This is a genomic window from Paenibacillus sp. FSL H3-0286, assembly GCF_045040705.1.
In the GTDB taxonomy this organism is placed as follows: domain Bacteria; phylum Bacillota; class Bacilli; order Paenibacillales; family Paenibacillaceae; genus Paenibacillus_AQ; species Paenibacillus_AQ odorifer.
This window is the reverse complement of record NZ_CP150285.1, coordinates 2521291-2546429: the sequence shown is the minus strand read 5'-3', so window position 1 is coordinate 2546429 and position 25139 is coordinate 2521291. Positions and strand designations below refer to the sequence as shown.

The 25139-nt window shown below is 43.4% G+C and carries 17 protein-coding genes; 6 read left to right on the top strand and 11 right to left on the bottom strand.

All coding sequences use genetic code 11. The features are described from left to right. Window positions 1-48: 48 nt before the first annotated feature. The 4 genes from MHB37_RS10880 to MHB37_RS10865 form a co-directional block, all read right to left on the bottom strand. Window positions 49-936 carry a carbohydrate ABC transporter permease gene (locus MHB37_RS10880; protein WP_036689738.1) on the bottom strand — a complete coding sequence of 296 codons (888 nt, stop codon included), beginning with the start codon at window positions 934-936 and terminating at the stop codon, window positions 49-51. Between the two features lie 14 nt (window positions 937-950). Beyond that, a complete protein-coding gene (locus MHB37_RS10875) occupies window positions 951-1892 on the bottom strand; it encodes a sugar ABC transporter permease (RefSeq protein WP_036689816.1) in 942 nt (313 codons plus the stop codon). Between the two features lie 179 nt (window positions 1893-2071). Beyond that, complete coding sequence (locus MHB37_RS10870) at window positions 2072-3079, bottom strand: LacI family DNA-binding transcriptional regulator (protein ID WP_036689737.1); 1008 nt, start codon at window positions 3077-3079, stop codon at window positions 2072-2074. Window positions 3080-3250: 171 nt separating this feature from the next. Continuing rightward, window positions 3251-4153 carry a transcriptional regulator gene (locus tag MHB37_RS10865; protein ID WP_076130581.1) on the bottom strand — a complete coding sequence of 301 codons (903 nt, stop codon included), beginning with the start codon at window positions 4151-4153 and terminating at the stop codon, window positions 3251-3253. Window positions 4154-4303: 150 nt separating this feature from the next. On the opposite strand from MHB37_RS10865, the gene MHB37_RS10860 reads away from it, so the two are divergent. After that, entirely contained in the window at window positions 4304-5809 is a 1506-nt protein-coding gene (locus MHB37_RS10860; protein ID WP_076187265.1) for an alpha-N-arabinofuranosidase, read from the top strand. 72 nt (window positions 5810-5881) lie between these two features. Here the strand turns inward: MHB37_RS10860 and MHB37_RS10855 are convergent, their stop codons facing one another. Both MHB37_RS10855 and MHB37_RS10850 read right to left on the bottom strand, forming a co-directional pair. Next, complete coding sequence (locus MHB37_RS10855; protein WP_076303050.1) at window positions 5882-8263, bottom strand: alpha-L-arabinofuranosidase C-terminal domain-containing protein; 2382 nt, start codon at window positions 8261-8263, stop codon at window positions 5882-5884. Window positions 8264-8439: 176 nt separating this feature from the next. Continuing rightward, a complete protein-coding gene (locus MHB37_RS10850) occupies window positions 8440-11106 on the bottom strand; it encodes a family 78 glycoside hydrolase catalytic domain (RefSeq protein ID WP_339247915.1) in 2667 nt (888 codons plus the stop codon). Between the two features lie 137 nt (window positions 11107-11243). Between MHB37_RS10850 and MHB37_RS10845 the strand changes: the two genes are divergently transcribed. Beyond that, a complete protein-coding gene (locus MHB37_RS10845; RefSeq protein WP_076130584.1) occupies window positions 11244-12113 on the top strand; it encodes an AraC family transcriptional regulator in 870 nt (289 codons plus the stop codon). 47 nt (window positions 12114-12160) lie between these two features. On the opposite strand, the gene MHB37_RS10840 is transcribed toward MHB37_RS10845, so the two are convergent. Together MHB37_RS10840 and MHB37_RS10835 are read right to left on the bottom strand one after the other, a co-directional pair. Next, window positions 12161-13066 carry a hypothetical protein gene (locus MHB37_RS10840; RefSeq protein ID WP_076130585.1) on the bottom strand — a complete coding sequence of 302 codons (906 nt, stop codon included), beginning with the start codon at window positions 13064-13066 and terminating at the stop codon, window positions 12161-12163. A 167-nt stretch (window positions 13067-13233) separates the two neighbouring features. Further along, window positions 13234-14058: an AraC family transcriptional regulator gene (locus MHB37_RS10835; protein ID WP_076143215.1), complete on the bottom strand. Its 825-nt coding sequence runs from the start codon at window positions 14056-14058 to the stop codon at window positions 13234-13236. Between the two features lie 120 nt (window positions 14059-14178). Between MHB37_RS10835 and MHB37_RS10830 the strand changes: the two genes are divergently transcribed. Continuing rightward, window positions 14179-17289, top strand: coding sequence for a glycoside hydrolase family 2 TIM barrel-domain containing protein (locus MHB37_RS10830; RefSeq protein ID WP_405169238.1), 3111 nt, complete (start codon window positions 14179-14181; stop codon window positions 17287-17289). A 66-nt stretch (window positions 17290-17355) separates the two neighbouring features. On the opposite strand, the gene MHB37_RS10825 is transcribed toward MHB37_RS10830, so the two are convergent. Further along, on the bottom strand, window positions 17356-18186 hold the full coding sequence (locus tag MHB37_RS10825; protein ID WP_405169237.1) for an AraC family transcriptional regulator: 831 nt from the start codon (window positions 18184-18186) through the stop codon (window positions 17356-17358). 123 nt (window positions 18187-18309) lie between these two features. Here MHB37_RS10825 and MHB37_RS10820 point away from each other — a divergent pair, with 123 nt between their 5' ends. Continuing rightward, a complete protein-coding gene (locus MHB37_RS10820; RefSeq protein WP_405169592.1) occupies window positions 18310-19767 on the top strand; it encodes an alpha-L-fucosidase in 1458 nt (485 codons plus the stop codon). A gap of 93 nt (window positions 19768-19860) precedes the next feature. On the opposite strand, the gene MHB37_RS10815 is transcribed toward MHB37_RS10820, so the two are convergent. Together MHB37_RS10815 and MHB37_RS10810 are read right to left on the bottom strand one after the other, a co-directional pair. Next, entirely contained in the window at window positions 19861-21066 is a 1206-nt protein-coding gene (locus tag MHB37_RS10815; protein ID WP_076305555.1) for a mannitol-1-phosphate 5-dehydrogenase, read from the bottom strand. Window positions 21067-21108: 42 nt separating this feature from the next. Continuing rightward, window positions 21109-21771 (bottom strand): HAD family phosphatase, encoded by a 663-nt coding sequence (locus MHB37_RS10810; RefSeq protein WP_036689719.1) that lies wholly within the window; start codon window positions 21769-21771, stop codon window positions 21109-21111. Between the two features lie 526 nt (window positions 21772-22297). Between MHB37_RS10810 and MHB37_RS10805 the strand changes: the two genes are divergently transcribed. After that, a complete protein-coding gene (locus tag MHB37_RS10805) occupies window positions 22298-23323 on the top strand; it encodes an ABC transporter substrate-binding protein (protein WP_405169236.1) in 1026 nt (341 codons plus the stop codon). Window positions 23324-23462: 139 nt separating this feature from the next. Next, the gene (locus MHB37_RS10800; protein ID WP_405169235.1) at window positions 23463-25130 is read left to right on the top strand and encodes a helix-turn-helix domain-containing protein; all 1668 of its coding nucleotides are present in this window, start codon (window positions 23463-23465) and stop codon (window positions 25128-25130) included. The last annotated feature ends 9 nt before the right edge of the window (window positions 25131-25139 follow it).

Sequence of the window (25139 nt, the reverse complement as noted above, 5' to 3'; positions counted from 1 at the left end):
TTCCCCCTAAAATGTTTTGTAAGCATTCACTACTTGGAGATTTACTTACTATTCCTTCACCGCCCCCATCATCATGCCTGAGATAAAGTACCTCTGTAATATTGGATACATCACAACAATCGGCAAAGTTGTAATGACAATTGTTGCTAGTTGAACCCCTTTAGTCGTAGTTTCGATAATCGCAGATCCACCAACATTTTGCATGGATTGTGTTTGCGACTGAACAATGATTTCATAGAGCTTCATCTGCAGCGGGTAGAGCGATTGATCGGTAATATATAACTTGGTAGTCATAAAGTCGTTCCACTGCCCAACCCCGTTAAATAACGCAATGGTGGCCATAGCCGGCATGGAAAGAGGGATAAAGATTTTTAGGAAAATGCGCCAGTCACCTGCACCATCAATTTTGGCTGACTCTTCAAGTGAATCCGGTACATTTCTGAAGAAGTTCATTAGAATAACTACATCATAATAACTGAACAAGGCCGGGATAATATAAACCCAGAAGCTGTTTAAGAGGCCTAATGATTTAATCAATAAATACGTAGGGATCATTCCACCAGAGAAAAACATAGTGATTACACCCATGGCAACATACAGCTTACGTCCACGTATGTATTTCTTACTCAAGCCATAACCGATCATGGCACAAAAGAATACGTGGGTAATGACACCAATGAATGTTTTGGCAAGCGATACTACGAATGCTAAACCAATGGTCTCATCTTGAAATACAGCACGATAATTTTCCAAAGAGAACTCTGGAGACCAAAATATGAATCCGCCTTCCGCAAGCGCCTTGCCCGAACTTAAAGAGGATATGACTACATTCCATAAAGGAACGACAATAATGATTGTACAAATACAGAGCAGGATAATATTTAAGGTATTAAAGATTCGACTATCGAGATCTTCTTTAGCCACCGTACGATTCACAGAAATGCCTCCTTCTACAGAACTGATTGATTATCATTTAATTTACTGGATACTTTGTTGGCGCTAATCAGTAGGATGACTGAAACGATGGAGACACCTAAACCAACAGCAGTAGCATAAGAGAAGTCACCTTGCGTCATACCCATACGATACACATAAGAATTAATGACCTCCGCCTTAACGCGGTTCTGAGAATTCATCAATACCAGGGTTTGGTCCAGATTTGATCCTAATAAACCGCTTACAGTGAGAATCAGATTTAAACTGATAATCGGTTTCATGTTAGGAAGCGTGATATTCCAAATTTGTCTCATACGGCTTGCGCCATCTATTTTGGCAGCCTCATAATAAGTAGGATCAATTTTCGACATAATGGCTAAGTAGAGAATCGTTCCCCAACCAGCCTCTTTCCAAATATCGGATAACGTTGCAATCCACCAGTATTTATTCGCATCAAGCAAAATATTTACCGGTTTCGAAATCAGTCCCAAACTGAGCATAATCTCATTAAACATACCGGATGAGGAAAACCAGGCAATCAGCATCCCGCCGAGAACGATCCAGGACAAAAAGTGTGGTAAATAAGAGATGGTTTGCACTATCTTTTTAAAACGTCCACCACTTAATTCGTAAATCATAACGGATAAAATAATAGGAATAACAAACCCTATGGCTAATTTCAGAAAGCTGATCCCTAATGTATTGACTACAGCGTCCCAAAAATATTTATCAGATAAAATAATTCTGAAATTATCGAGCCCTACCCAAGGTGCAGAATCGAGCGTATCAATTACGGTGTAGCTTTTAAAAGCAATCGTCAATCCGTAAATCGGAATAAAACAAAAGATAATCATAAAAATAATTCCCGGGATGACCATGGATTGAATTTCCCATTGTCTCTTATAATCAATTACAAATTCTTTGACCCTCTGCCCCATAGGCTTTTTCCCGCTCATTGGATTCTTTCCGTTTGTTGGCACTACGGCTAATTTATCCACTTTTTCTTCTCCCCTCCAAATCATGATCCCCAAACAATAAAAACGTTTTTATTTTTTCGAAAAAAAAACCCTCCCAAAACAACAAAATTTTAAAAAATGATCGGGTGAAACCTTGAACCCATTACATATATGTGTTCTTACCGACCAATCTTTACTTGACTAGAACCTCTTACAACTAATTCACCCGCCAATTTCATCATCTCGCCCTGTTCCTTCTTCTGAATCATACGAACGAGGTGATTAATGGCCAAAATACCTTGTCTAGCAATTTGATTTCTTACAGTAGTTAAAGGCGGTGAGAAATATTGCGCAATATCAATATCATCAAACCCCATAACACTAACATCTAGCGGAACTTCGTATCCATGCGATTTCAAAGCTTGAATACATCCAATTGCACTCAAGTCGTTCCCTGCTAAGAAGGCATCAGGTATTTTATCAGGACTATAGTGAAGAAAAGATTTTATAGCGTTGTAAGTGCTTTCTTCTTCAAAATATCCTTGTATAATATACTCTTCATGCGTGGGTAGCTGATACTGACGCAAAGCAGCTAAGTATCCTTCTCTCCGCTGAACACTGTCGTACATCTCATCCACACCAGATATGTAAGCAATCTTTTTATGCCCTAGACTGATTAAATATTTGGTCGCTTCAAACCCCGCTTCAAAGGAATCAAATATCACGCTTCCCATCGTGTCGTTCTTAAGCGGCCGATCCAGAAATACAGCCTTGATCTTGTCTTTCACCATTGCAGCAATTTCTTCTTCGTCTATTCTCAGCTCTTCGTAGATAATGACACCATCCACTCGCCGGCCTAGAATATTGCTCATAATCACTTGTTTATCCTTGGTAACAAATACATTCAGCCCGTAACCTAGCCGATCACATTCACGCGACATGGACTCAACCAGCTTATAGAAGTATGGACCCGACACACTTGTTGTGAAAAAACCCAGCATTTTGGTTTTCCCATTCCTAAGGAGCTTACCGTTCAGGTTAGGAACATAATTTAATCGCTTCGCAACCTTAAGAACATGTGATTTCGTCTCCGGGTTCAATACATCTACGTCATTTAGCGCGTTGGAAACCGTAGAAATGGAGACTCCAGCCTCTCTGGCAACATCTTTGATCGTTACCTTTTCCATAATGATTCAATCTTCCTTTACGAATAAAAACGTTTTTATAGATTTAAATTAACATAAAAACGTTTTCATTACAATATATTTTTTATTTTTATTTTATCAGAGGTAATAATTGGTACACAAGCTTAAATTTTCTACAGAATCTTATAAAACACCTCTTCTGCAAACTCGAAATCATTCATAATACACTCTAAACATAATGTCTTGCTCGTAATTCCCAAACCCACGGCCATATATGGTTAGTCCCCCTCTTCTCCGTCCGCTATTCTCTGCCGTTAAACGAAAGGTCCACTGATCCTGCTCTACTCGTACATCCTCCAAGGTAATATCTGAGATTTGCTGGCCATCTACAAAGGTTCCACCTGTATTAATCCGCAGAACCTTCAGCAAACCATATTGGTTAACATCCGAACGCCACCAAATGGGATTTAATCGTCCTCTAGTGAGGCCAAAGTCGCCCGGACTGGTCCATTTTCCTAAATCCTGACCATTCATCATAAAGCCAATATCCGACGGCCACTTCTCATTTACATGTGGAGCTTCGGAACCTATTTCTAGCGAAATCTCAATTTCCTGCACCACTTGATCTTGAAATAGATAATTTGGAATCTTGTACTCGATAGAACCTTTCGCAAACCATACAATGCCGGCATTCACCCGTTCCGGGTCCAGAAAATAACGTGGATCATCATAATAGCCGATCAGCTTCTCAGTAGTAGCAATCCCGCAGGTAGGTAAAGCCTGAATATCGGTATATTGCCCTACAGGGATAGACACCTCAACCACCTTTCTGGCAACTCCACGGGAGCCCGATAATTTAATCTGCAGGTAATTCGCAGACAAAGAACAATATTTATAGGTCCCTCCATTTACTCGTCTCATTTTAGAACTGATCAGGCCTGCTTTTTGCAGCTTTGCTACATGAGTACTGACAATTGCACTACTAAGGTAGAGCTCCGCTGCCAGCTCTTTGATGTGCATCTCTCTGCGGTCCAGAAGTTCAATAATTCGCAGCCTAACTTCACTTGCCAGCGCTTCATACACCTGCAAGGATTCAGAATCTGTGGTTAAGTACATTTCAACGTCTCCAATGCTTATTGAATTAGTATTTTAACGAATCCTAAATTAATTCATTGCTTATTATAAGCTAAAATCAGTATCATGTAATCATAAAACAATTACTTAATTAGTGAAATCATTAATTCAACTAGAGGGAGCTGTACACTCATGCCGATTAAATCGACAATGATTATTGACAAAGATTTCAGACTAGCTGAAGTAGACCCGCGGATTTACGGCTCATTTATCGAACATTTAGGAAGAGCAGTTTACGGTGGCATTTATGACCCGGGTCACCCTACTGCGGATCAGAATGGTTTTCGGAACGATGCCATCGAAGCTATTCGTGCCTTAAACGTTCCTATCATCCGTTATCCTGGAGGCAACTTTGTATCCGGTTACAATTGGGAAGATGGGGTTGGACCCAAGCACGAACGCAAGCAATCTCTTGAATTAGCTTGGTGGACCACGGAAACCAATCAAGTGGGTACCAACGAATTTGCAGATTGGGCTAAGCTCGTAGGCAGCGAAGTCATGATGGCAGTTAACCTTGGAACACGCGGCATCGATGCAGCTAGAAATCTAGTAGAGTACTGCAATCATCCTTCCGGCTCCTACTACAGTGACCTGCGGATCTCTCATGGGTATAAAGAGCCTCACGCTTTTAAGACCTGGTGCCTCGGAAATGAAATGGATGGTCCGTGGCAGATTGGAGCTAAAACCGCGGTCGAATATGGACGGTTAGCGAACGAAACTGCAAAAGCTATGCGCTGGGTCGATCCAACGCTTGAGCTTGTGGCTTGTGGCAGCTCCGGCAGCGGCATGGACACTTTTGCCGAGTGGGAAGCTACCGTGCTTGATCTTTCTTATGATAATGTGGACTATTTATCACTGCATACGTACTACAATAACAACAATGACGACACGCCTAACTTCCTAGCCCGCTCTATGGATTTGGATCATTTCATCAGCAGTGTGGCTGCCACCTGTGATTATGTTCAAGCGAAGAAAAAGAGCAAAAAGAAAATTAATCTGTCGCTCGATGAATGGAATGTATGGAAATCACAAGGCAGCAGCCGTGCCGAACAACATTGGCAGATCGCACCGCCAGAATTCGAAGATGTGTACACACTTGAAGATGCACTTGTTGTGGGCTGCTGTCTTATTTCATTGTTGAAGCATGCTGATCGTGTGAAAATGGCCTGCTTAGCGCAGCTGATCAATGTAATCGCCCCAATTATGACTGAAAATGGCGGACCGCTTTGGCTGCAGACTACTTATTATCCGTACCTGCATGCTTCCCTTTATGGTCGTGGAACCGTACTTCACCCGCTGATTTCCAGCCCTAAATACGATTCCAAAGATTTCACTGATGTGCCTTACTTGGAAGCCATTAGTGTATACAACGAAGAGCTGAATGAAGTAACCGTCTTCGCTGTAAACCGCCATTTATCCGAAGGACTAGAGCTCGACGTGGATCTGCGCAGCTTCAGTTCCGTAAACATTATTGAACATATTGTACTGGAACATGAAGATATAAAAGCTGTAAATACCAAATCCAATCCTCATAACGTGATGCCTAGCCAAGGCAAAGCCGTTGTTGAGAGTGGACATGTAAAAGCCCTTCTCGCAAAAGCTTCCTGGAATGTGATTCGTCTGCGGGTGAACGGCTAAGCTAACTTGTAATAGTCATAGAAATGCCCCCATGAATCTTTAATAAGCCATCGATTCATGGGGGCGTCTTCGTTATTTTATTCTGAAAATTGTCACGGATTGCTTCGGAAACTCATAACTAAAGCTGCTTCCTTCTGTCTTAAAGCTGGTTTGTTTCGGAGAGACCTGCTGCTTATTCTCGAAGTTATTTTCGTCCTCAAGCGGGTATCCCGACATTTCATAGACTTCGATGGTCAGTGCTTCTTTTGCCAAAGATTCCAGTACAACCTCAGCAGAAACGCTGTTCTCTTGTACGTTTACAGTCTTGAGGATAATATCCCCCGTTAAATCTTCCACACTTGCCGTGTAATACAGCGGTTCGATGACCGGAAGTTTATCTTCTGTCTCATTCACCAGTTCTCCGTTAATAAAAGTACGGATCTGTCTGCCCACTACTTCTAGCTTAAGATCGTATTCTACATCTGTTTCAACCGTAAACATAGCATGCGTCAGAACAGAATTTCTTTCGTTGATAATTGAGGCCACAATCGAATCCTGATTCTGCCAGCCACCCAGCTCCCAGTACAAATGATTCTGATCATCCGCTTTACCAAAATAAAAGATAAACCCTTTATTTCCTGCAGTTCGTGTAGCCTTAAAATGCAAAGTATAGTTTTCCCACTCTGTCTCACCAAGCTCTAGTGTCCGTTTAGCCGTTCTGTTCTGAGCAGGGTCAGGCAGATTTGAAACTTCCTCTGATAAGTCAGAATACGTTTTCACTTCTCCCGTAATATTGTTGACTAAGGTGATCTCGGAGAAACGAGCAGCAGAGGCATCCACACCGAAACTGACGGCTCCAGTGATCGCTTCCTTTCTGCTTTCCTTCGGTGCCGTGAAGCCATCTGCTTCCATCTTCAGCAAATGATCTCCCTGATGGTTCATGAATAGCTTTTGCACATAATAGTTTGCCGTTCCGTACACTTCATGATTATTGAACCAGATCATATCCGGCTTCCAGTTAATATAATCCACATTACAGAGCATTGGAGCATAACAAGCTAAGCCAACGGCATGGGCATTATTTTGCAGACCTGTCATAAATGCTGCTTCCACCAATGCATTGTAATAGGTATTGCCCCATGAGGCATATTCACCGAGGAATACCTTTGGCTCATCGGCTTTGAAATCATCATAACGATGATGATTAGCCAGGAACCATTCAGGTGTACAGTAATAATGCTCGTCTACGAGGTCAGACTTGTTCTCTTTTGCCGACGTCCAGCCCCGTTCATATTCCTGGCCGGCAGAGAACGGGCCACTAGAATTAATGACCTTGATTTCCGGATATTTTGCTTTGATGGCTTGATGAAAGTAAGGATATCTCTCGAAAAAGGGTGCACCTACCTCTTCATTCCCAATGCCGACATACTCCAGCCCAAAAGGCTCAGGGTGACCCAGTTCTGCACGAATGCCTCCCCACTTCGTGGAAGAATCCCCCTTGGCGAATTCAATTAAATCCAAAGCATCCTCAATCCAAGGCGTTAATTCATCCAGCGGTACCATCCGTTTATGATGCGGGTCGTAGCCGCCCGGAAGAACGGGGATCGGCTTAGCTCCAATATCCTCACAGAACTGAAAATATTCATAATAACCTAACCCAAGCGTTTGATTATATGACCAGTTATTGCGTCTTGCCGGTCTTTGTGCAACATCCCCAATCGTATTCTTCCATCTGTACATGGAGTCTCTGTCATCTGGATCCAAGGAACCGTCATGCACCAGACATCCTCCTGGGAACCGCATAAATTTAGGTTTTAAATCAGCGAGCAGCAGCGAAATATCTTCACGCATGCCTCCGGGTCTATTCTTAAAGGTCTTCTCAGGAAACAGGGAAACCATATCCAGATATACCTTCCCGTTACCTTTGGTAACGATTACAAGACGACTGCTTGTGTCCGTGCTATTAGCTGTAATAACGGCTTCATATCGGGTCCATTCAGAGCTGCTTACGGCGATCTCCACTTCACCAAGAATGGTGCCGTCTGTGCTTTCGATGTTTACGGTAAGCGGCACATCAAAGCTTGTCTCCCGGCGGGCATACACCGAGAAGTTATAATTCTCGCCTTCTTTTACCGGAATACCACTGTTAAAGCCTAGATTCATCAGGCCAACGCCGTCACCTTCAGCCACAATATCGATGGCAACATAATGTTGGTTACGATCATTTAAGGGCTTGCTGTCTTCTACAGAGATATTTACCTTTCCATCTCCACGTTCTACAGGCTCCCAAGCCATCAGCGCATGATAATCTGCCCGGTCAATCGGGTCGAATTCAAAAGATCGGTTCTGAACTAGTTCAGCGTAAAGCCCACCATCGGCCGCATGATTCAAATCCTCGAAGAAAATACCGAATAGATCGCCTAACTCCGCCCCCCGCTGCTGCGTATGTATCGTCAATTTTCCTTCTGTCTTCATTCTTTTGTCTTCCTCCTTGTGAATTCCAATTTGATTTATATTTATATTACTTAGTTCATATCAATATAAATCATTATAATAACTCCTCTCTATATTCGTCAATTCAAAAACGAAAAACTGACACCGAATACCCCTCGCTCGATGTCAGTTCACACTAGGAATCCCCCTAGTATAGGTTATAAAGAATACGTAAATTGATAGCTGCCCGAACCTAATTGAAGTCTCACTCCGTTATCGACCAAGCTGATGCTGTGCACGCCTCTGGACTGCTCCACAGGAACTTCATTTTCTAATAACCCTAGTTGATTGGCTCCAGGCAGAACGACAATACCGTTGGTATTGGCAGGAATCGTAACGTGAATCATCATTCCATCATCCTCTGATCGCCGCCACGCTGACTCTACTTTTCCGTACATGGTTTCAAGACTAGCTTCTGCGTAATCCAGACCGGGGCCAGGCTGTGGCTTGATATGAACGATTTTGAAACCAGGCTCCAACTCATCAGTTCCGATTCCTGCAACGTAACGATACAACCATTCACCTATTGCGCCATAGGCGTAATGATTGAAGGAATTCATATCTGCACTCCAGAAGCTGCCGTCCTCCTTGATCCCATCCCAATGCTCCCAAATCGTAGTCGCACCTTTCGTCACCTGATACAGCCAGGATGGATAATCCTTTTGAAAAAGAAGCTTATACGCGAGTTCATTATTTCCAATCTCGCTGAGCACAGGATTCAGATATGGTGTGCCCACGAATCCAGTAGTCAGATGATCCTTAGCTTCAGCAATCAGCTCAGTTAGCTTCTGAATTGCACGTTCTTTGGCGACCCCTTCTATAAGATCGAAACGTAGGGCTAATATCTGTGCAGTCTGGGTAGAGACGGACAACCTTCCCGCAGGTGTTATGAACTCATTACTGAATGCTTTTATAATTTTGGCGTGCAGCTCACTATAATAGTCCACGTCCTCCGATTTTTCTAAGGCTATTGCCGCTTTTAAAGTAAGAGAAACGGAATAGGCATAAAAAGCGGTGGCGACATAATCCCGATCTGTAGCTCCCACATAGCTGTCTGGCTTGGAATCAAGCGCTAGCCAATCGCCGAAATGAAAGCCAGTATTCCACAGATAAGGGTTACTTCCCTGTGCATAGATATATGAAATCCATTGCTTCATGCTCTCGTATTGCTCTGCAAGCAGCCTTTTGTCGCCGTACATTTCATAGATTGTCCATGGACAGATCGTAGCTGCATCCCCCCAGGCTGCAGAAGAATGGTTAGTATCTCCGTCGCCAGGAGGCGCTGCTCTCAGCTCTGGAATAAAAAACGGAATGCCGCCCTCAGGGGTTTGGTCTGCCTTCAAATCCCGTAACCATTTCGTAAAGAAAGGTGCCGTATTCATCAAATAGGAGGCTGTTCGGACAAACATCTGAGCATCCCCCGTCCAGCCGAGCCGCTCATCACGCTGTGGACAATCAGTGGGCACATCGAGGAAATTCCCTTTTTGCCCCCACAGGATATTGTGATGCAGTTGATTCACAAGTGGATCTGAGCACTGAAAATCACCCGTACGTTCCATATTAGAGTGCATCACAATTCCTGTGAAATCCTCTAGTTGAAGATCTGCTGAGAACCCACTAAGCTTCACATACCGAAAGCCTTGGAAGGTGAAATGCGGTTCATACGCCTCTTGCTCTCCACCTTTCAGAGTATAGCGGATGCACTGTTTCGCTTTACGCATATTCTCCGTGTAGAAATTTCCGTCCCGGTCTAATATTTCAGCATGCTGAAGTTCTACCGCCTGACCAGATTGACCTTTTACATTAAATTTTAACCACCCTACCATGTTCTGGCCCATGTCCAGCACTCTATCTCCCTGCGGGGTAGTCAGCAGTGCAATCGGCTTCAAGGTTTCAACTTGTGTCACTGGCACATTTTCCTGGGCAACGATGATCGCTTTGGAATAATTAATAATCTCCACTGGATGCCAACCTTCTGATGAAGGATCGGTGATATCCAGCTCCAGCCGAGCATCATAGGTTTCACCATTATAAATTTCAGACATCATAATTGCGCTTTTTGCAGCCTGCCAATTCTGATCTGAGCTAATAAGCTCATTTGAACCGTCTGCGTACCGGATATGAAGCTCCAGCAGAAGTGAAGTCTTTGATCCATAAATCTCCTTTTGATTATCCCAGCCCAAATACCCTCTGTACCAGCCATTGCCCAACAGTGCGCCTAACGCATTCGCACCTTCATGCAGAAGCTTTGTGACATCATAAGTTTGATATTGCAGCCGCTTACTGTAACTGGTCCAGCCTGGAGTAAAATAATGATCTCCCACCCGACTTCCGTTCAGCTGCAGTTCATACAAGCCCAAAGCAGTAGCATAAATCCTTGCACTTTCCACTGGACCTTTTACATCCACGAATGTACGAAGCTGTGGGCAAATCTCAGAATCTTGTGAAAAAGAGGCTGTAGGAGCGCTGATCCACTCCGCCTGCCAATTCCCTGCATCTAATAGTCCGGTTTCAAAAAATGCAACCTCAGACCAACCCGAGTCTATTGCATTCTGATTCCATGCCCGAACCCGATAATAATAACGCGTGCGAGCTTCCAGCAGCAGACCTTCAAGCTCAACATGGATCGATTGAGAAGACTTTACTTCCTCTGTATCCCATAGCTTGCCTTGAAAAAGCATATTCTCCGCCACTTGAATTTGATAAGCAGACTGCATGCAGTCCCTGTCATCTGAAACTAACTGCCAACTGATTCTGGGTCTGATCACATCAATTCCTAGCGGATTTTCTTTGTACTCACAACGAAGCTTAGTCATTGCGAACATATAGATAAAAACCTCCTTCTATAGCGACAAATTAGTCTTTGCCCTATAATTATAGCTGGGTTACCGCTTTCATCACCCGGTAAAAAGGACATCATATCCCTGCAATCATGCCATGAATCTGGAAGGGGGAATTCAATATGCAACGAACCACCGAGTTGTTCAAAAATGAAATTTTTTTTCAAAACGATCTGCATCTGCTCGTTAACCGCTATTCAGAGAACTTCCATGCCCCTTTTCATGCTCATGAATTTATTGAGTATTGCTATGTAGCTGAAGGAAGAGGTTTTCATCACCTTGAAAATGAGATCTTTCCCGTTAGAAAAGGAATGCTGTTCGTGATTCCTGTAGGTGCCCCCCATGTGTTCCGTCCAGCATCTTCTGATACTTTAGGGAATCGCCTGATCGTCTATAACTGCCTTTTTGATATGCAAATGGTGGAGCAATTAAATATCGTCCTTCAAGAGCCATCTATCCGGGAGCACCTAGCCACTCTTGGGAGTAGCAGCTCATCTTACTTTTCCGTCTCAGATCGAGATGGCTCTATTGAGCGCTTAATGCTGAATTTATATCATGAAATGTCGGTATCCGGTATGGGCTCCAAAACAATGCTTTACACCCTCTTAAGTCAATTAATCATAGCAGTGTACAGGCAAAAATACGGAGAAGATGACAAATCTACGATGGATATGGCAGACTTCACGCAAGTCATTCAATACCTAGAGCATAATCTGTCGGAAAAGATTACACTTGCCGAATTAGCCCGTATTTCACAGTGGAGCAGCAGGCATCTTCAGCGCATGTTCCACAAGCATACTGGCCAGTCCTTTGGGACCTACTTGAAGAATCTGCGAATGCATAAAAGCTGTGAATTGCTGCGTACTTCTGGACATAAAATTAATATGATTGCCGAGCTAGTGGGTTACCGTGACATCGACTCCTTTAACGCTGTATTCAAAAAAATAGTCGGCCAGACACCCATCGCGTACCGCAAGCTCTACAGATCATAAAAAGGCCGATGTCGTATGAACATCCATACAACATCGGCCCTATTAATTTATTGATTAGTGATCTGTTTAAGTAAAAACTCAACAAAATCAGTTGATTTAGTCTTACTGTCATCTTGTCCTAACGTTCCGACGATCATCTGATTTGAATGGATAGGGAGTTCTGTAGCAAAATCCGTATCTGTGATATCTATGCCAGTAATCAGCTCTTGACCACTCTCCGGGTTAGTCATACGTTTCAGACGGTTATCATCAAGAGGAAGTCCTGCGGATTTAATAAACGACTCCAGATTTTGCAGTCCCGACTGCTGGCCAATCCATTCAAAAGTAGCATCATCCATAATCAGGATATCCGGATGATCGGCTGCCAGCATCGCCATAGCCCGCTGCATATAGCTCATATCCAAGGCTCCACCGTCCGTCCCACCTGTTGAGGGTAGATAAACGATTTCTGCCTCCACTCTCTTCCAAGCCGGGTAACGTTTGATGATTTCTTGTTTTAGCTCTTCATTCTTACCTGACGAGTCCTGAGATTCATAGTTGCCTAGGAACATGATTCGAACATCTACCGGTGGGAGCGTAGCTTCATATTTTCTTTCCTGCCATTGATCATAGAGCGCTTTCCCTCCAAAGATAACTACCAGCAGCACGATAATAGAAATAATAGTGTGCGTTTTGTAGAGGCGAAAGAAATTCTCCGATTTACGTGCTACGCCGGACATGGCTCCCCACTTCTCCAGCCGCTTGTCCTCTGCTTCCTGAATCTCCTTCTGATCCAAGCCATCTAGGATGGTTTTGTAAGCGCGGAATTCCTCTTCATAAGCTGCAACCTCATCTTCAGTCGAATTCGATCGACGGCGTTTCAAATGCATATCTAACCTTTTGTTCAATTCCTCCCGGGTAACGTCTTCAGGCAAGTTCAAACGCTCATAGGCTTGCTTTAGCTTCTCATTCAAAATGATGTCTCCTTCCTGATGCTTTTCGTCATTTCAGATCGTTAATTTGGTTCTATGTATTGAATTCTTGTGGCAGTAAAAGTATGGGCTAGGCCGCAAAAAAAACATCGCAGGAACTCAAGTAAACTATATCATGTTGTGCTAGACGGTAACAAGTAAGCGTTTATCTAATCCAAACCATGCAGCTGCTTAAATTGCTCAGGACTCATCCCTGTTAATCTTTTAAACACCAAACAAAAGTAACTAGCATTATCAAAACCCACTAGCTGGGCAATTTCATACATTTTTTTATCGCGTCCATTAAACATAAGCTGTTTACTCAAATTGATACGTTGCTTATTGATATAGGTTACAGGTCGATCATGAATTGTTTTTTGAAAAAGCCTGCATAAATACTGTGGCGATACAGAAATAATCTCCGCCAGCTCCTTTAAAGGAAGCGTCCTATGCAGATTGCTCTCAATATAACGCAGCACCGGCTTAATTCGCTCCAATTCATGTGCCTCATTCAGAGGCGATACTAGCTTTCTTTTTAAATCCAGAAGCAATGCATAAAGATGTTTAGATCGTGCCAAATTAGTCTCCAGCTCATTGCTATCTGGCAGCATAAGGATTTGCTTTAGAGGATTGAGCCATTGATCTTCTTTTAATCTAGCAGGACCAGACTCGCGGATGCCCGCATAGAGCAGCATTTGACCAACCTCTCTGCCATTGAACGAGACCCATGATACCTTCCATTCCTTCCCACTGATAGGGGCATACGAATGAGGAATATCCGGGAACAAAAAGAACACATCCCCTGGACCCACGAGATATCGGTTCTCATGAATGATAAGCTCACCCTTGCCTTCGTGAATCTGATGTATTTGATAGTCTGGAAAGCCTGCAGGACGTATAGTTTCTGGCTGATGCTCCCAAAATCCAAGGGTTGTAGCATAAAGCGGCAGCATGATTACATCTTCTGTTTGGCAAAAAATAATTTTGCTCTCCATAAAAAGTCCTCGTTTCATATTTTGTTATCTGGGACTAAAATTCTTTTATTTATCCTAACATTACTTCAACTTATAATATGAATATAATAACATTACAATGATTATAAAGGAGATCAACTCATGCGAGCAAAGTTTGTCTACCAGCCACCTGCTAACGGTTATCCGGAATGGAATAACAACCCAGAGACTTTTGAATTGAATCGATTGGATGCACATGCCTCCATGATCCCTTACCGTAGCTTATCCCAAGCGCTAACTAACGATAAAGAAACCTCACCTTTCTACCAAACCCTCAATGGGCTTTGGAAATTCGCTTTTTCCGAAACACCGGATCAACGAATTGTGGATTTCTATAAAACCGATTTTGATTGCAGTACTTGGGATACAATTCCTGTACCGTCCCACTGGCAGTTCCAAGGTTACGACTACCCACAATATACAAATCTCCGGTATCCTTGGGCGGAATCCGAGCCAGAGCTTAAAGCCCCCTTTGCCCCAACAAAATATAATCCAGTAGGCTCTTACCTACGAACCTTTACTGTACCTGAGTCTTGGAACGGTCAACCGGTGTACCTAAGCTTTCAGGGTGTTGAATCCGCTTTCTACGTCTGGGTAAACGGTGAACTTGTCGGGTACTGTGAAGATACATTTACTCCATCAGAATTCGATATCACCCCATATTTAGTGGCAGGGGACAACAAACTAGCTGTCGAGGTTTATCGTTGGTGTGATGCCAGCTGGCTAGAGGATCAGGATTTCTGGCGCCTGAGCGGTATTTTTCGGGAAGTCTATCTTTATTCGGCTCCTTCCGTTCATATTGCTGATTATTTCGTCCACACAGATCTGGATGAAAACTTCGTACATGCGGATTTAAATGTAGATATCAAGGTGGAAAATTACTTTAACGAGCAAAGCCCATATACACTGCAAATGCAGCTTTACAATAAAGAGGGCCAGCCTGTTTGGGAGACTCCTATCTCCGCTACGGGTTCCTTTGAGCAAGAAGGCGTTCAACAACTCAAGCTTGCTGCCCCGGTTGAGCAGCCTTTTAAATGGAGTGCTGAAACCCCTTATCTTTATACCTTAGTTCTGTCTATAAATGACGGCAACGGGCATACACAAGAAACGGTCAGTTGTAAGGTTGGATTCCGCAAGTTCGAGATTAAAGACGGACTTATGAAGATCAATGGCAAAAGAATCGTACTCAAAGGTGTCAATCGCCACGAATTCTCTTGCGACACAGGTCGTGCTTTAGCCAAAGAAGATATGCTGCGCGACATCCAATTAATGAAAACACATAATATTAATGCCGTTCGAACCTCCCATTACCCGAATCAGTCTGTCTGGTATGAGTTATGTGATGAATACGGATTATATGTAATTGACGAAACCAATCTGGAAACGCACGGCACCTGGGCATACAGCCAAGAAGGATTGAATGACGGGAATGTCCCTGGAAGCAAACCGGAATGGCGGGCCAATGTCATTGACCGCTGCAACTCCATGATGCAAAGGGATAAAAACCACCCTTCAGTCATCATTTGGTCTCTCGGCAATGAATCTTTCGGAGGCGACAATTTTATCGCTATGCACGACTACCTGAGAGAAATCGATCCTTCGCGGCCGGTTCATTATGAGGGAATCTTCCACTGTAGAGAATCGGAAGCAGCAAGTGACATAGAATCTACTATGTACATTAAACCGCAGGATGTTGAAAAATATGCGCTTAATAATCCGAAAAAGCCTTATATCCTCTGCGAATACAGTCATGCCATGGGCAATTCATGCGGTGGGCTGCACTTATACTGTGACTTGTTCGACAAATATGATATTGTTCAAGGTGCATTCATTTGGGATTGGGTAGATCAAGCCATTCGGACCCACACCTCCGAGGGAATTGAATATCTCGCTTATGGCGGGGACTTTGGTGAATCGCCTCATGACGGCAACTTTAGTGGCAACGGATTGCTTTTTGCTGATCGTACGGTTACTCCTAAGCTCTTTGAGGTCAAAAAATGTTATCAAAATATTAAAGTAACGGCTGAAAATATCCTAGAAGGACTCTTCCAGATTCGCAATTCCTTCTTATTTACCAACTTAAAGGAATACGATCTCAAATGGGAAGTTCGTTTAGACGGAGTAACTGCACAAGAAGGCTTGCTGAAGATCTCATGTGCACCAGGTGAGAGCATTTCATGCAAAGTTCCTTACGAGCTGGATTCACTGCGTGGCAATCATGAAGCAGTTCTGAATCTTTCCTTTATTCAGCCTTCAGCAACTATATGGGCAGAAGCTAATCACGAAATCGCTTGGGAACAGTTCATTCTGTCACCCCGTTTTGTAACCAATACCTCAAAGACAATCGCAGAACCACTGCGTGTCAGCGAGCTTGAGAATGTTTTGAATGTACAAGGTGATAATTTCGAACTGAGCTTTAGTACCACTACGGGTGCTCTGAACTCTTATCGTTCCTCAGGCAAAGAACGTCTGCTTGAGCCTGTAAGAGCTAACTTCTGGAGAGCAGTCACTGATAATGATTGTGGCAATAAATTGCCACAGCGGTGTGCAGTATGGAAGCAGGCATCGCATAAACAACACTTAATCAGCTTTACATTTAGAACCGAAGGCTCTCTCTGTTTCGTCTCTGCCAGCTACCTTCTGGCTACAAGTCCGGATTCCACGCTTCGGGTCCAGTACGTGATTCGTGCTGACGGGACTTTAGAGATCACGCAAGAATTGAGTCCGGGCAGCAGCGTTCTGCCAGAAATCCCTGAGTTCGGAATGATGTTCGTTCTAGATGGAAGTCTTGATACCCTGTCATGGTACGGCCGCGGACCTCATGAGAATTATTGGGATAGACAAACCGGAGCCCCACTTGGACGTTACACTGGTAAGGTCAGTGATCAATTCACACCTTATCTCAAACCTCAAGAGTGCGGCAACAAGACTGATGTCAGATTCGCTTCGATTACAGAGGGCAACGATGGAACAGGATTCTATTTTGAAAGTGCAACGCCTATCGAAATTAATGCCCTGCCTTGGAAGCCTGAGGAACTGGAAGCCCATGACCACGTCTATAAATTGCCAGTCTCGAACAAAAGCGTACTAAGAGTTAACTACAAGCAAATGGGTGTTGGCGGGGACGACAGCTGGGGCGCACCAACCCACGAAGAGTTCACTCTGCCGGCTAATCGCCCGTACATCTTCCGTTTCACTGTCTCACTGCTCTAATCTCTTCCACTTATAAAAAAGGCCGTCTCTGGTTGGTTTCTACCACACAGGACGGTCTTCTTTTATTTATTTCACTGCTACTGTTCCTTGTCTGAATTCCGAAGGGCTTAAACCCACATTTTTCTTGAACTGTTTGGAGAAATAATAAAGATCACTAAAACCAAGATCATGGGCAATCTCACCGACAGAACTTTGCGTCCCCCTCAATAGCTCCTTGGCCTTAGTTATCTTTTTTCGGGTGATATACTGTATGGGTGGAACTCCGATTTGCTGTTTAAATAGCCGGATAAAATAGTTGGGATGCATGTACGCAATCTCGGCAAGCTCGTGTATGGTGATATTACGCTCGATATGGGCGTCTATGTACGTTAATATTTTCGTTAATTTTTCGATCGAGCTTAGATTCTTAAAAGTGATTTCGTCTACATCTATGTTCATAATAAAATAAGAAAATAACTCCATTAACTTACTTTTGGCTAATAAATGAGCATACACCGCATCAGATTTCATATGACTCGTTAGGCTGCTGAAAATCTTTTGGATTACATGAGGATCTACTTCTCTGCATACATGACTTAGCTCTAACATTTTGAATAGATTAATGTCTCCGACTTTTGCGCTGAAATGGCACCAATACTTCTCAAAGGGTTGATCGCTTATGCAAGAATAAGATTGCTTAACTCCCTCAGGCATCAAAAAAAGCTGACCAGGCTTCGGATAATATTCTCGATCGCCAATCTTTAACCAACCCTCCCCATCGCAAATAAAATAAAATTTACTATAGTCAGGTGTGTAGTCAAGATCTTTCCAGTCACGGCCACAAAGATTGTAATCAGCCATAAATAAATCAACCTTTAAATTGGATAAATAATTTGTAAGCAAAACATGGTTATCCATCCCTTACTCCGCCTTATCAGGTTAGTTTTGTACATCTAAAAGTTAATGTCCTACATTTTGATTTCCACCTCTAATCACTACAATGAAGAAGAAATAAACGTTTGAAAGGATGATTGCAAAATGGTGGATAAAAGCAAATATTTAAAAGTAATCGAAGATACGATCGCAACTGGAAGATTCAAAGCCAATTGGGATTCACTAAGTCAATTTCAAGTGCCTACGTGGTATGAGAACGCTAAGTTTGGTATTTTCATTCATTGGGGTCTTTATTCTATTCCGGCTTTCGCCAATGAGTGGTATCCCCGAAATATGTATATCCAGGGTTCGCGGGAATATGAACATCATCTTGCTACTTATGGTGAGCATAAAACCTTTGGTTATAAAGACTTCATCCCCTTGTTCAAGGCTGAGCATTTCAATGCTGAGGAATGGGCCAATCTCTTCAAATTATCTGGTGCCAAATACGTGATGCCTGTTGCAGAGCACCATGACGGCTTTCAAATGTATAAGAGCGCTTACTCCCACTATAACACATATGAGATGGGTCCTAAGCGGGATTTAGTCGGGGAAATGAAAGACGCTTTTGAGCAGCAGGGATTAGAGTTTTGTGTATCTTCCCATAGAGCTGAGCACTGGTTCTTCCTGTCTCATGGCAAGGAATTTGATTCCGATATCCATGAACCGCTTGTATGTGGAGATTTCTATTGGCCATCTATGCCCGAACCCGATCATCACGATTTATTCGGCTCCCCACCTAATCAAGAATTTCTGGAGGATTGGTTGATTCGCTGCTGCGAGCTGGTAGACAATTATCAGCCGAAAATCTTTTACTTTGACTGGTGGATTCATACAGCTGCCTTCAAACCCTATCTCAAAAAGTTCGCCGCTTACTATTACAATAAGGGAGAGGAATGGGGAACTCCGGTTGCAATCAATTATAAGCATGATGCCTTCATGTTTGGCTCAGCAATCCCAGATATTGAGAGAGGTCATTTCTCCGGGCTTAAACCTTATTTCTGGCAAACGGATACAGCAGTTGCTAAAAATTCATGGTGTTATACTCCGGAAAATGATTATAAATCTGCCGTAGAAATTATCAGAGATCTAATAGATATCGTAAGCAAAAACGGCAACTTGCTGCTGAATATAGGTCCTAAAGCGGACGGCAGCATTCCAGCTCAGGATCAGGAGATTCTGCTTGGCATCGGAGAATGGCTAAAGGTGAATGGTGAAGCAATCTATGATACGACCTACTGGCGCACCTTCGGGGAAGGCCCTACGGAGATTGTTGAAGGTCAGTTTACAGATGGGATCACAAAAATTTTCACCAATGAAGATATTCGCTTTACGGTAAAAGGCAGTTATCTTTACGCTACTGTTCTTGTCTATCCAAACAACGGAATAGTGCAAATCAAATCCCTTAAAGAAAACTCTGCGCACTTCCATGGGATGATTAAACAGATCAAAATCTTAGGTTTTGAGGAACAACCTGCATGGGAAAGAACCGATGAAGCCTTGGTTATAAAAACGACCTCGGTTCGCAGTGAGACTCCGGTTGTTCTGCGGATTGAATTGGATTAGGGACACTTACAGAACTTCGTAACCTATAAAAAGAGTGTTCTTGCCCATCCAGCAGAGAACACTCTTTTATAGGTTTATAACCATCGTTTTATATTAAAAGTAGGGTACCCTGACGCTTATTGTCTTCATTCTAGTCCTATGAGGATATCTCGCGCGTAATTTGTTGGACTCCAAAATAATGCGACCATGAAGCGGATGCTCCGTGGGGATTTTTAGTTGTGCAGCAATGACTTCACTTAGCCCGTGGTTTCGGATGTCCGCTTGAAGCTGTAAGGCTTCTGGATCTTTTTCATGATCAAAATAAAGTGCAGAAGCAATAGCTGAGACTAAATGTGAAGTCTCAAAACCAAGTTCATGAGCAAGCATTGCCGGTTTTACGAGTCGATCATTAGGTGAAAGCTTGCGAAGCGGGGAGCGGGCGACACGTGTAATTTTATCGTTAAAGTTGGGGTTAGTGAATCGTTCCATCATCTTTTCTATATACCGGTCATGTTCTATGGGCTTGAAGCCATATAAATGCACCAATAAGGCCCCTGTTTCCTTAAGCACCCCGTGAACACGAGCTCTGATTTCGGGATCAGACATCGCTTCTTGAATGCTAGTATAACCTTCCAGGTATCCAAAATAGGCTGCACTGCAATGACCTGTATTCACAGTATATAGCTTCCGTTCGAGGTATGGCGCCAGCGAATCCACATAATGGACGCCTTTAATTTCATTGTAATTACCAATCATTCCACTGCGGGGAATAACCCACTCACTGAAAGGTTCAACGAGGATTTCAAGTGAATCTGTATTTTTCTGCATAGGTACAATCCGGTCAACCATCGCATTGGGAAAAGCTACATTGCGGTCGGCAAGTTCCTTGAAGGATTGCTTCATATGCCGATAAACTGATTTTTTCAACTTCTGACTGCTTCCAATCCCATTCTCACAGGCAATGATATGAAGAGGGTTGAGATTTCTGCTATTTTCAAGCCTTCGTTCGATGCCCTGCGCAATGGTCTCAGCAATATCTTTTAAAGCGGATATTCCGACGGCAGTTGTCACAATTTCAGCTTCTGCTATAGCTCTAGTAACGTCCTCAGTATCATTCAGATTGATTGCTGTAACATTATCAACGATAAAGCTGTCCCTGTTCTTGTTAGCTAGGGTGACAGGATATTGCCCACGTTTTTGCAATTGGGCAATTTTACTCTTATTTCTTCCGACGAAACAAACATTGTAACCGGAGTCCGACAACATAGGCCCAATAAAACCTCTGCCAATATTGCCTGCTCCAAAATGTACGGCTCTCAATTTGGTATCCCCCTTTAATTTGAACTTAGTTTCTCGGTTTCTCTATACGAAGCAACGTTGAGTAACTACATGATCAAATTCAAGAAGACTTAGATTATCAATTTTATGGTGCTGCTTATCGAATTCAAGAAAATTAGTAATTTCGTTAGGCGTCACAATGCAACGGATGCCAGCTGCTGCCGCTGCCTTAGATCCATTCGGTGAATCCTCGATAGCAACCGCCTCATCAGCTGTGATTCCAAGACAAGCTAACGTTTGGTTATATAGCTCCGGATCTGGTTTCACTTTTGCCACATGGTCGGCAGTCCGAACACATTCGAAATACTCGCGAATACCCAATTGATTCAGATATTTTTCCACCCATTCCAGTGAAGAACTTGAGGCCAGCCCTATGCGCAGTCCAGCTGCTTTGGCGGAATCAAGATAATGCTGAATGCCTGGTCGTATTGTTTCAAGCTCCATAAGTTTGCTGTGTCTCTGTTTAACAGCCTTACTGAACTCTTCTTTGTCAATCGCTAGCTTAAGATCAGTCATTAAATATTCATAAGGATTAAAACTGTTCAAGCTCGTGCCGATGCAGGTGGAATATTGTTCAAGCGTCAGATCCACTCCATATTCTGCATAAGCCTCGTTAAATGCGGTGTACCAAGCAGTCTCCGTGTCGATAATCGTTCCGTCAAAATCAAAAATAATTCCTTTGATCACAATCAACCATCTCCCTCGTATTATGTTTGGTTAGAATATCTTACGCAAAACCTTCTGCATATTCTACAAAAAGCTATTTCGGCTTGCGTTTGACTATAAAAACCATAACAAAGCCCTTCTACTGACGTCAAGCACGGTAGATAACATGCCACGTAATGATAACGATTACAATCAATGTGGACAAACCTGGATTTTTTCATCACCTGAACTTCTTAATACATAACAGTAATCAGATTCAAAAAAACACCACAATCCTATGTGCTTCAAGGGATTCCTTTGCCAAGTTTATTATGAAGACAAGCTCCCTCTCTTTCTCTCGATTGCTGTTATTTAGAGTATTTTTCCAAGCAGCTAAAAATAATTCAAAATAATTTTAAACACATCCTTTTTACTTGATTGTACAAATCAAATTACGGGGTTATTTTTTGTCCATTGAGTAAAAAGAGGCTTTAATTTATGATATATTTTAATCGAGAATGATTATCATTATTGGTGGTCGTTACATATAATAGGGAGGCAATAAGATATGAACAAGGTACGACAGTCCTTCGCTGTGGTATGTGTACTATTTTTGCTGAGTACATTGCTACTGGCGTGCGGAAACTCAAAGGAACAATCCTCTGCCAATAGTACGGTGAACGCAACCGGGAACTCTTCCGCTGCAACCGCGGTACCTTCAGCAGAACCCTCAGATAGCAGTACAGATGAAGCAGCAGCGACTACCCGCTTCTATACAGATTACATAGGGCATACTGTAGAGATTCCGGTGAATCCACAGCGAATTATCTATTCTGGAGAAACTTATGGCGATTTGCTCGCACTTGGTGTGCAGGCGGTAGGTTATCCTCTTTCTATGGGTGAAGGCCAGGTTTTTGAAGATCAATTACAAGGTGTGGAGGATGTAGGCTTCCCTATCAATCTGGAAAAAACATTGGAGCTTCAGCCTGACCTGATCATCTATGCGGGCACAGATGAAGCTGATTTCGAGCAGCTCTCCAAAATTGCACCCACTATAATATTTGATACCTTTGCCCCACTCCAGGAACGTATGCTGGACATTGGTGGAATTGTTGGGAAAACGACTGAAGCAGAAGCATGGCTTGCACAGTATAAAACCGCTGAAGAGAACATGTGGAAGCAATTGAAATCCGCAGGCATGAAAGAGGGCGAAACGGCTGCGGTCTTCACTTATTATCCAGGAGACAGACTGTTTATAATGGCAGCAACCGGACTTTCACAGGTACTCTATGGGGAGAATGGCTTCAAGGCAACTCCAGCTATTCAGAAGATCCTTGATGAAGGTAAAGGGTTCCAGGAAGTATCCATGGAAGTCCTGAAAGAATATGCCGGAGACCGGATATTCCTCTTGACTCCAGTGGCAGAAGAAGCAAAACAATCCACAGAGAATCTATTAAAGAGCCCTATCTGGAAGAGCCTTCCTGCCGTCAAGAACGGATATGTCTATACACAAGACATCATGAAGACTTCAAGTGATGCGACAACAAGAGAATGGCTGCTTGGCGAAATTCCACAGCTATTGAATATGAAATAACCTTCTGTGATGAAGAGTTTAACACAAGGCTGATAAAAAACTGCAAGAAGCATGTCAACAGCTGTTGATATGCTTCTTTTTTTTATATACAATGAATTCATTGATAATCATTCTCACCAAATGAACGGAGGCTGAACCCATGCTGCATACATCATCGTCCTGCCCCCCACTCCACTCTCTGCTATTTCAGCTAAACGAGGCCAAACTGATGATTCAAGCTGCCGATTCAAGCTCTATAACGCGTACAACCCAGGACTATACCCTTCTCATATTTACTGGAGGGAACGGACAATTGAACCTCGATGATCAAAGCGTGATACTAAGTACGGATAAATGTTATCTACTATCTCCTGGAATCTCCTATAGTACGAACAACCAGGAGCTGACGTTGTATTATTACCTCATCACCTTTACAGCAATCTATACAACCGAGCATCCTAAACGATATTCTGGAGAGCTGCTTTCCGGCAGACGGGAGTTAATTGTGCACCCGTTCACCAAGGTAATCCGACTAGTCGAAGACCTGCTCATGAACAGGAATAACACCGATGATGTACAACAATTCAAGCGACAATTAAAATTCCAAGAATTGCTGCTGCTACTTTTTGAGCATAATTACCCTTCCAAACACCTGCCAAGTCCTACGGAATCCGTAGAAAAGACCATAACATTCATTCAGGAGCATTATACAGAGAGTATCACCGTGAAGCAGTTAGCTGAACTGGCGGGAATATCAATCTGGCAATATACACCGATTTTTCAGCAGCTTACGGGTAAAAAGCCGCTTGAATACCTGACGGATCTGCGCATTAATCATTCCAAACGATTCCTGCAGGAATCGACTGAACCACTGCGGGAAATCGCCAGACTGGTCGGCTTCTCGGACGAATACTATTTCAGCCGCCGCTTTCGGCAAAAAACCGGAGTTACACCCGGACAATATGCACATCAGAAAGGTCGTAAGCTTACCGTCAAGGATTGGACGGGTCATGAGGTGGAGATTCCAGAGCGAGCGAAACGTATTGTCTATCATGGCGAAACACTTGGCGACCTTCTCGCGTTAGGCGTAAAGCCTATCGGTGGAGATGAAGCGTTCGCCCGGAACAGCGTCTATAAACATCGGCTTAAGAAGCTCGCCAACGTCGGGTTTCCACTGGACCCGCAGTTGACCGCTTCCCTAAACCCAGATTTGATCATTTTGGCAAATAGTGATGAAAGAGCCTACAGAGCAGTTTCTGGTATCGCTCCGACACTCACCTTTGATTCATTTGCATCTCTCGACAAACGAATGCGGACACTAGGCAGTTGGCTAGGTAAACAGCGCGAAGCCGAAGCATGGCTGGAGTCATTCACAATCAAAAACGCTGCCATGTGGCAGCAGCTTTACACGACAACCCTCCAAGTTGGAGAAACCGCCTCTGCTTTGGTCTATGATCATGGAGATCATCTGTATGCTATGGGAATGTCCGGATTCTCCACTGCGCTTTATGCCCCATGTGGATTACAACCGACCGAAGAGATCCAGGCCATATTGGACGAAGAGTTAGGGTTCGCCGAAGTTGATCCAACACGACTGCCTGCCTACGCCGGAGATCATATCTTCATGCTCATTCCGGAACGCAAAGACTCGCGAGCTGCGATGGAACGATTACTAGACAGTTCACTTTGGAACAATCTCCCGGCAGTACGTCAAGGACATGTTTATCTGCTCGACGGAAGCAAATGGAACTCTAGTGATGCGTTAACCCGGGAGAAGCTGCTAACGCTGTTGCCTAAACTACTCGGCGGAAGTAGCGCTAGCAATTGAAAGTGAATC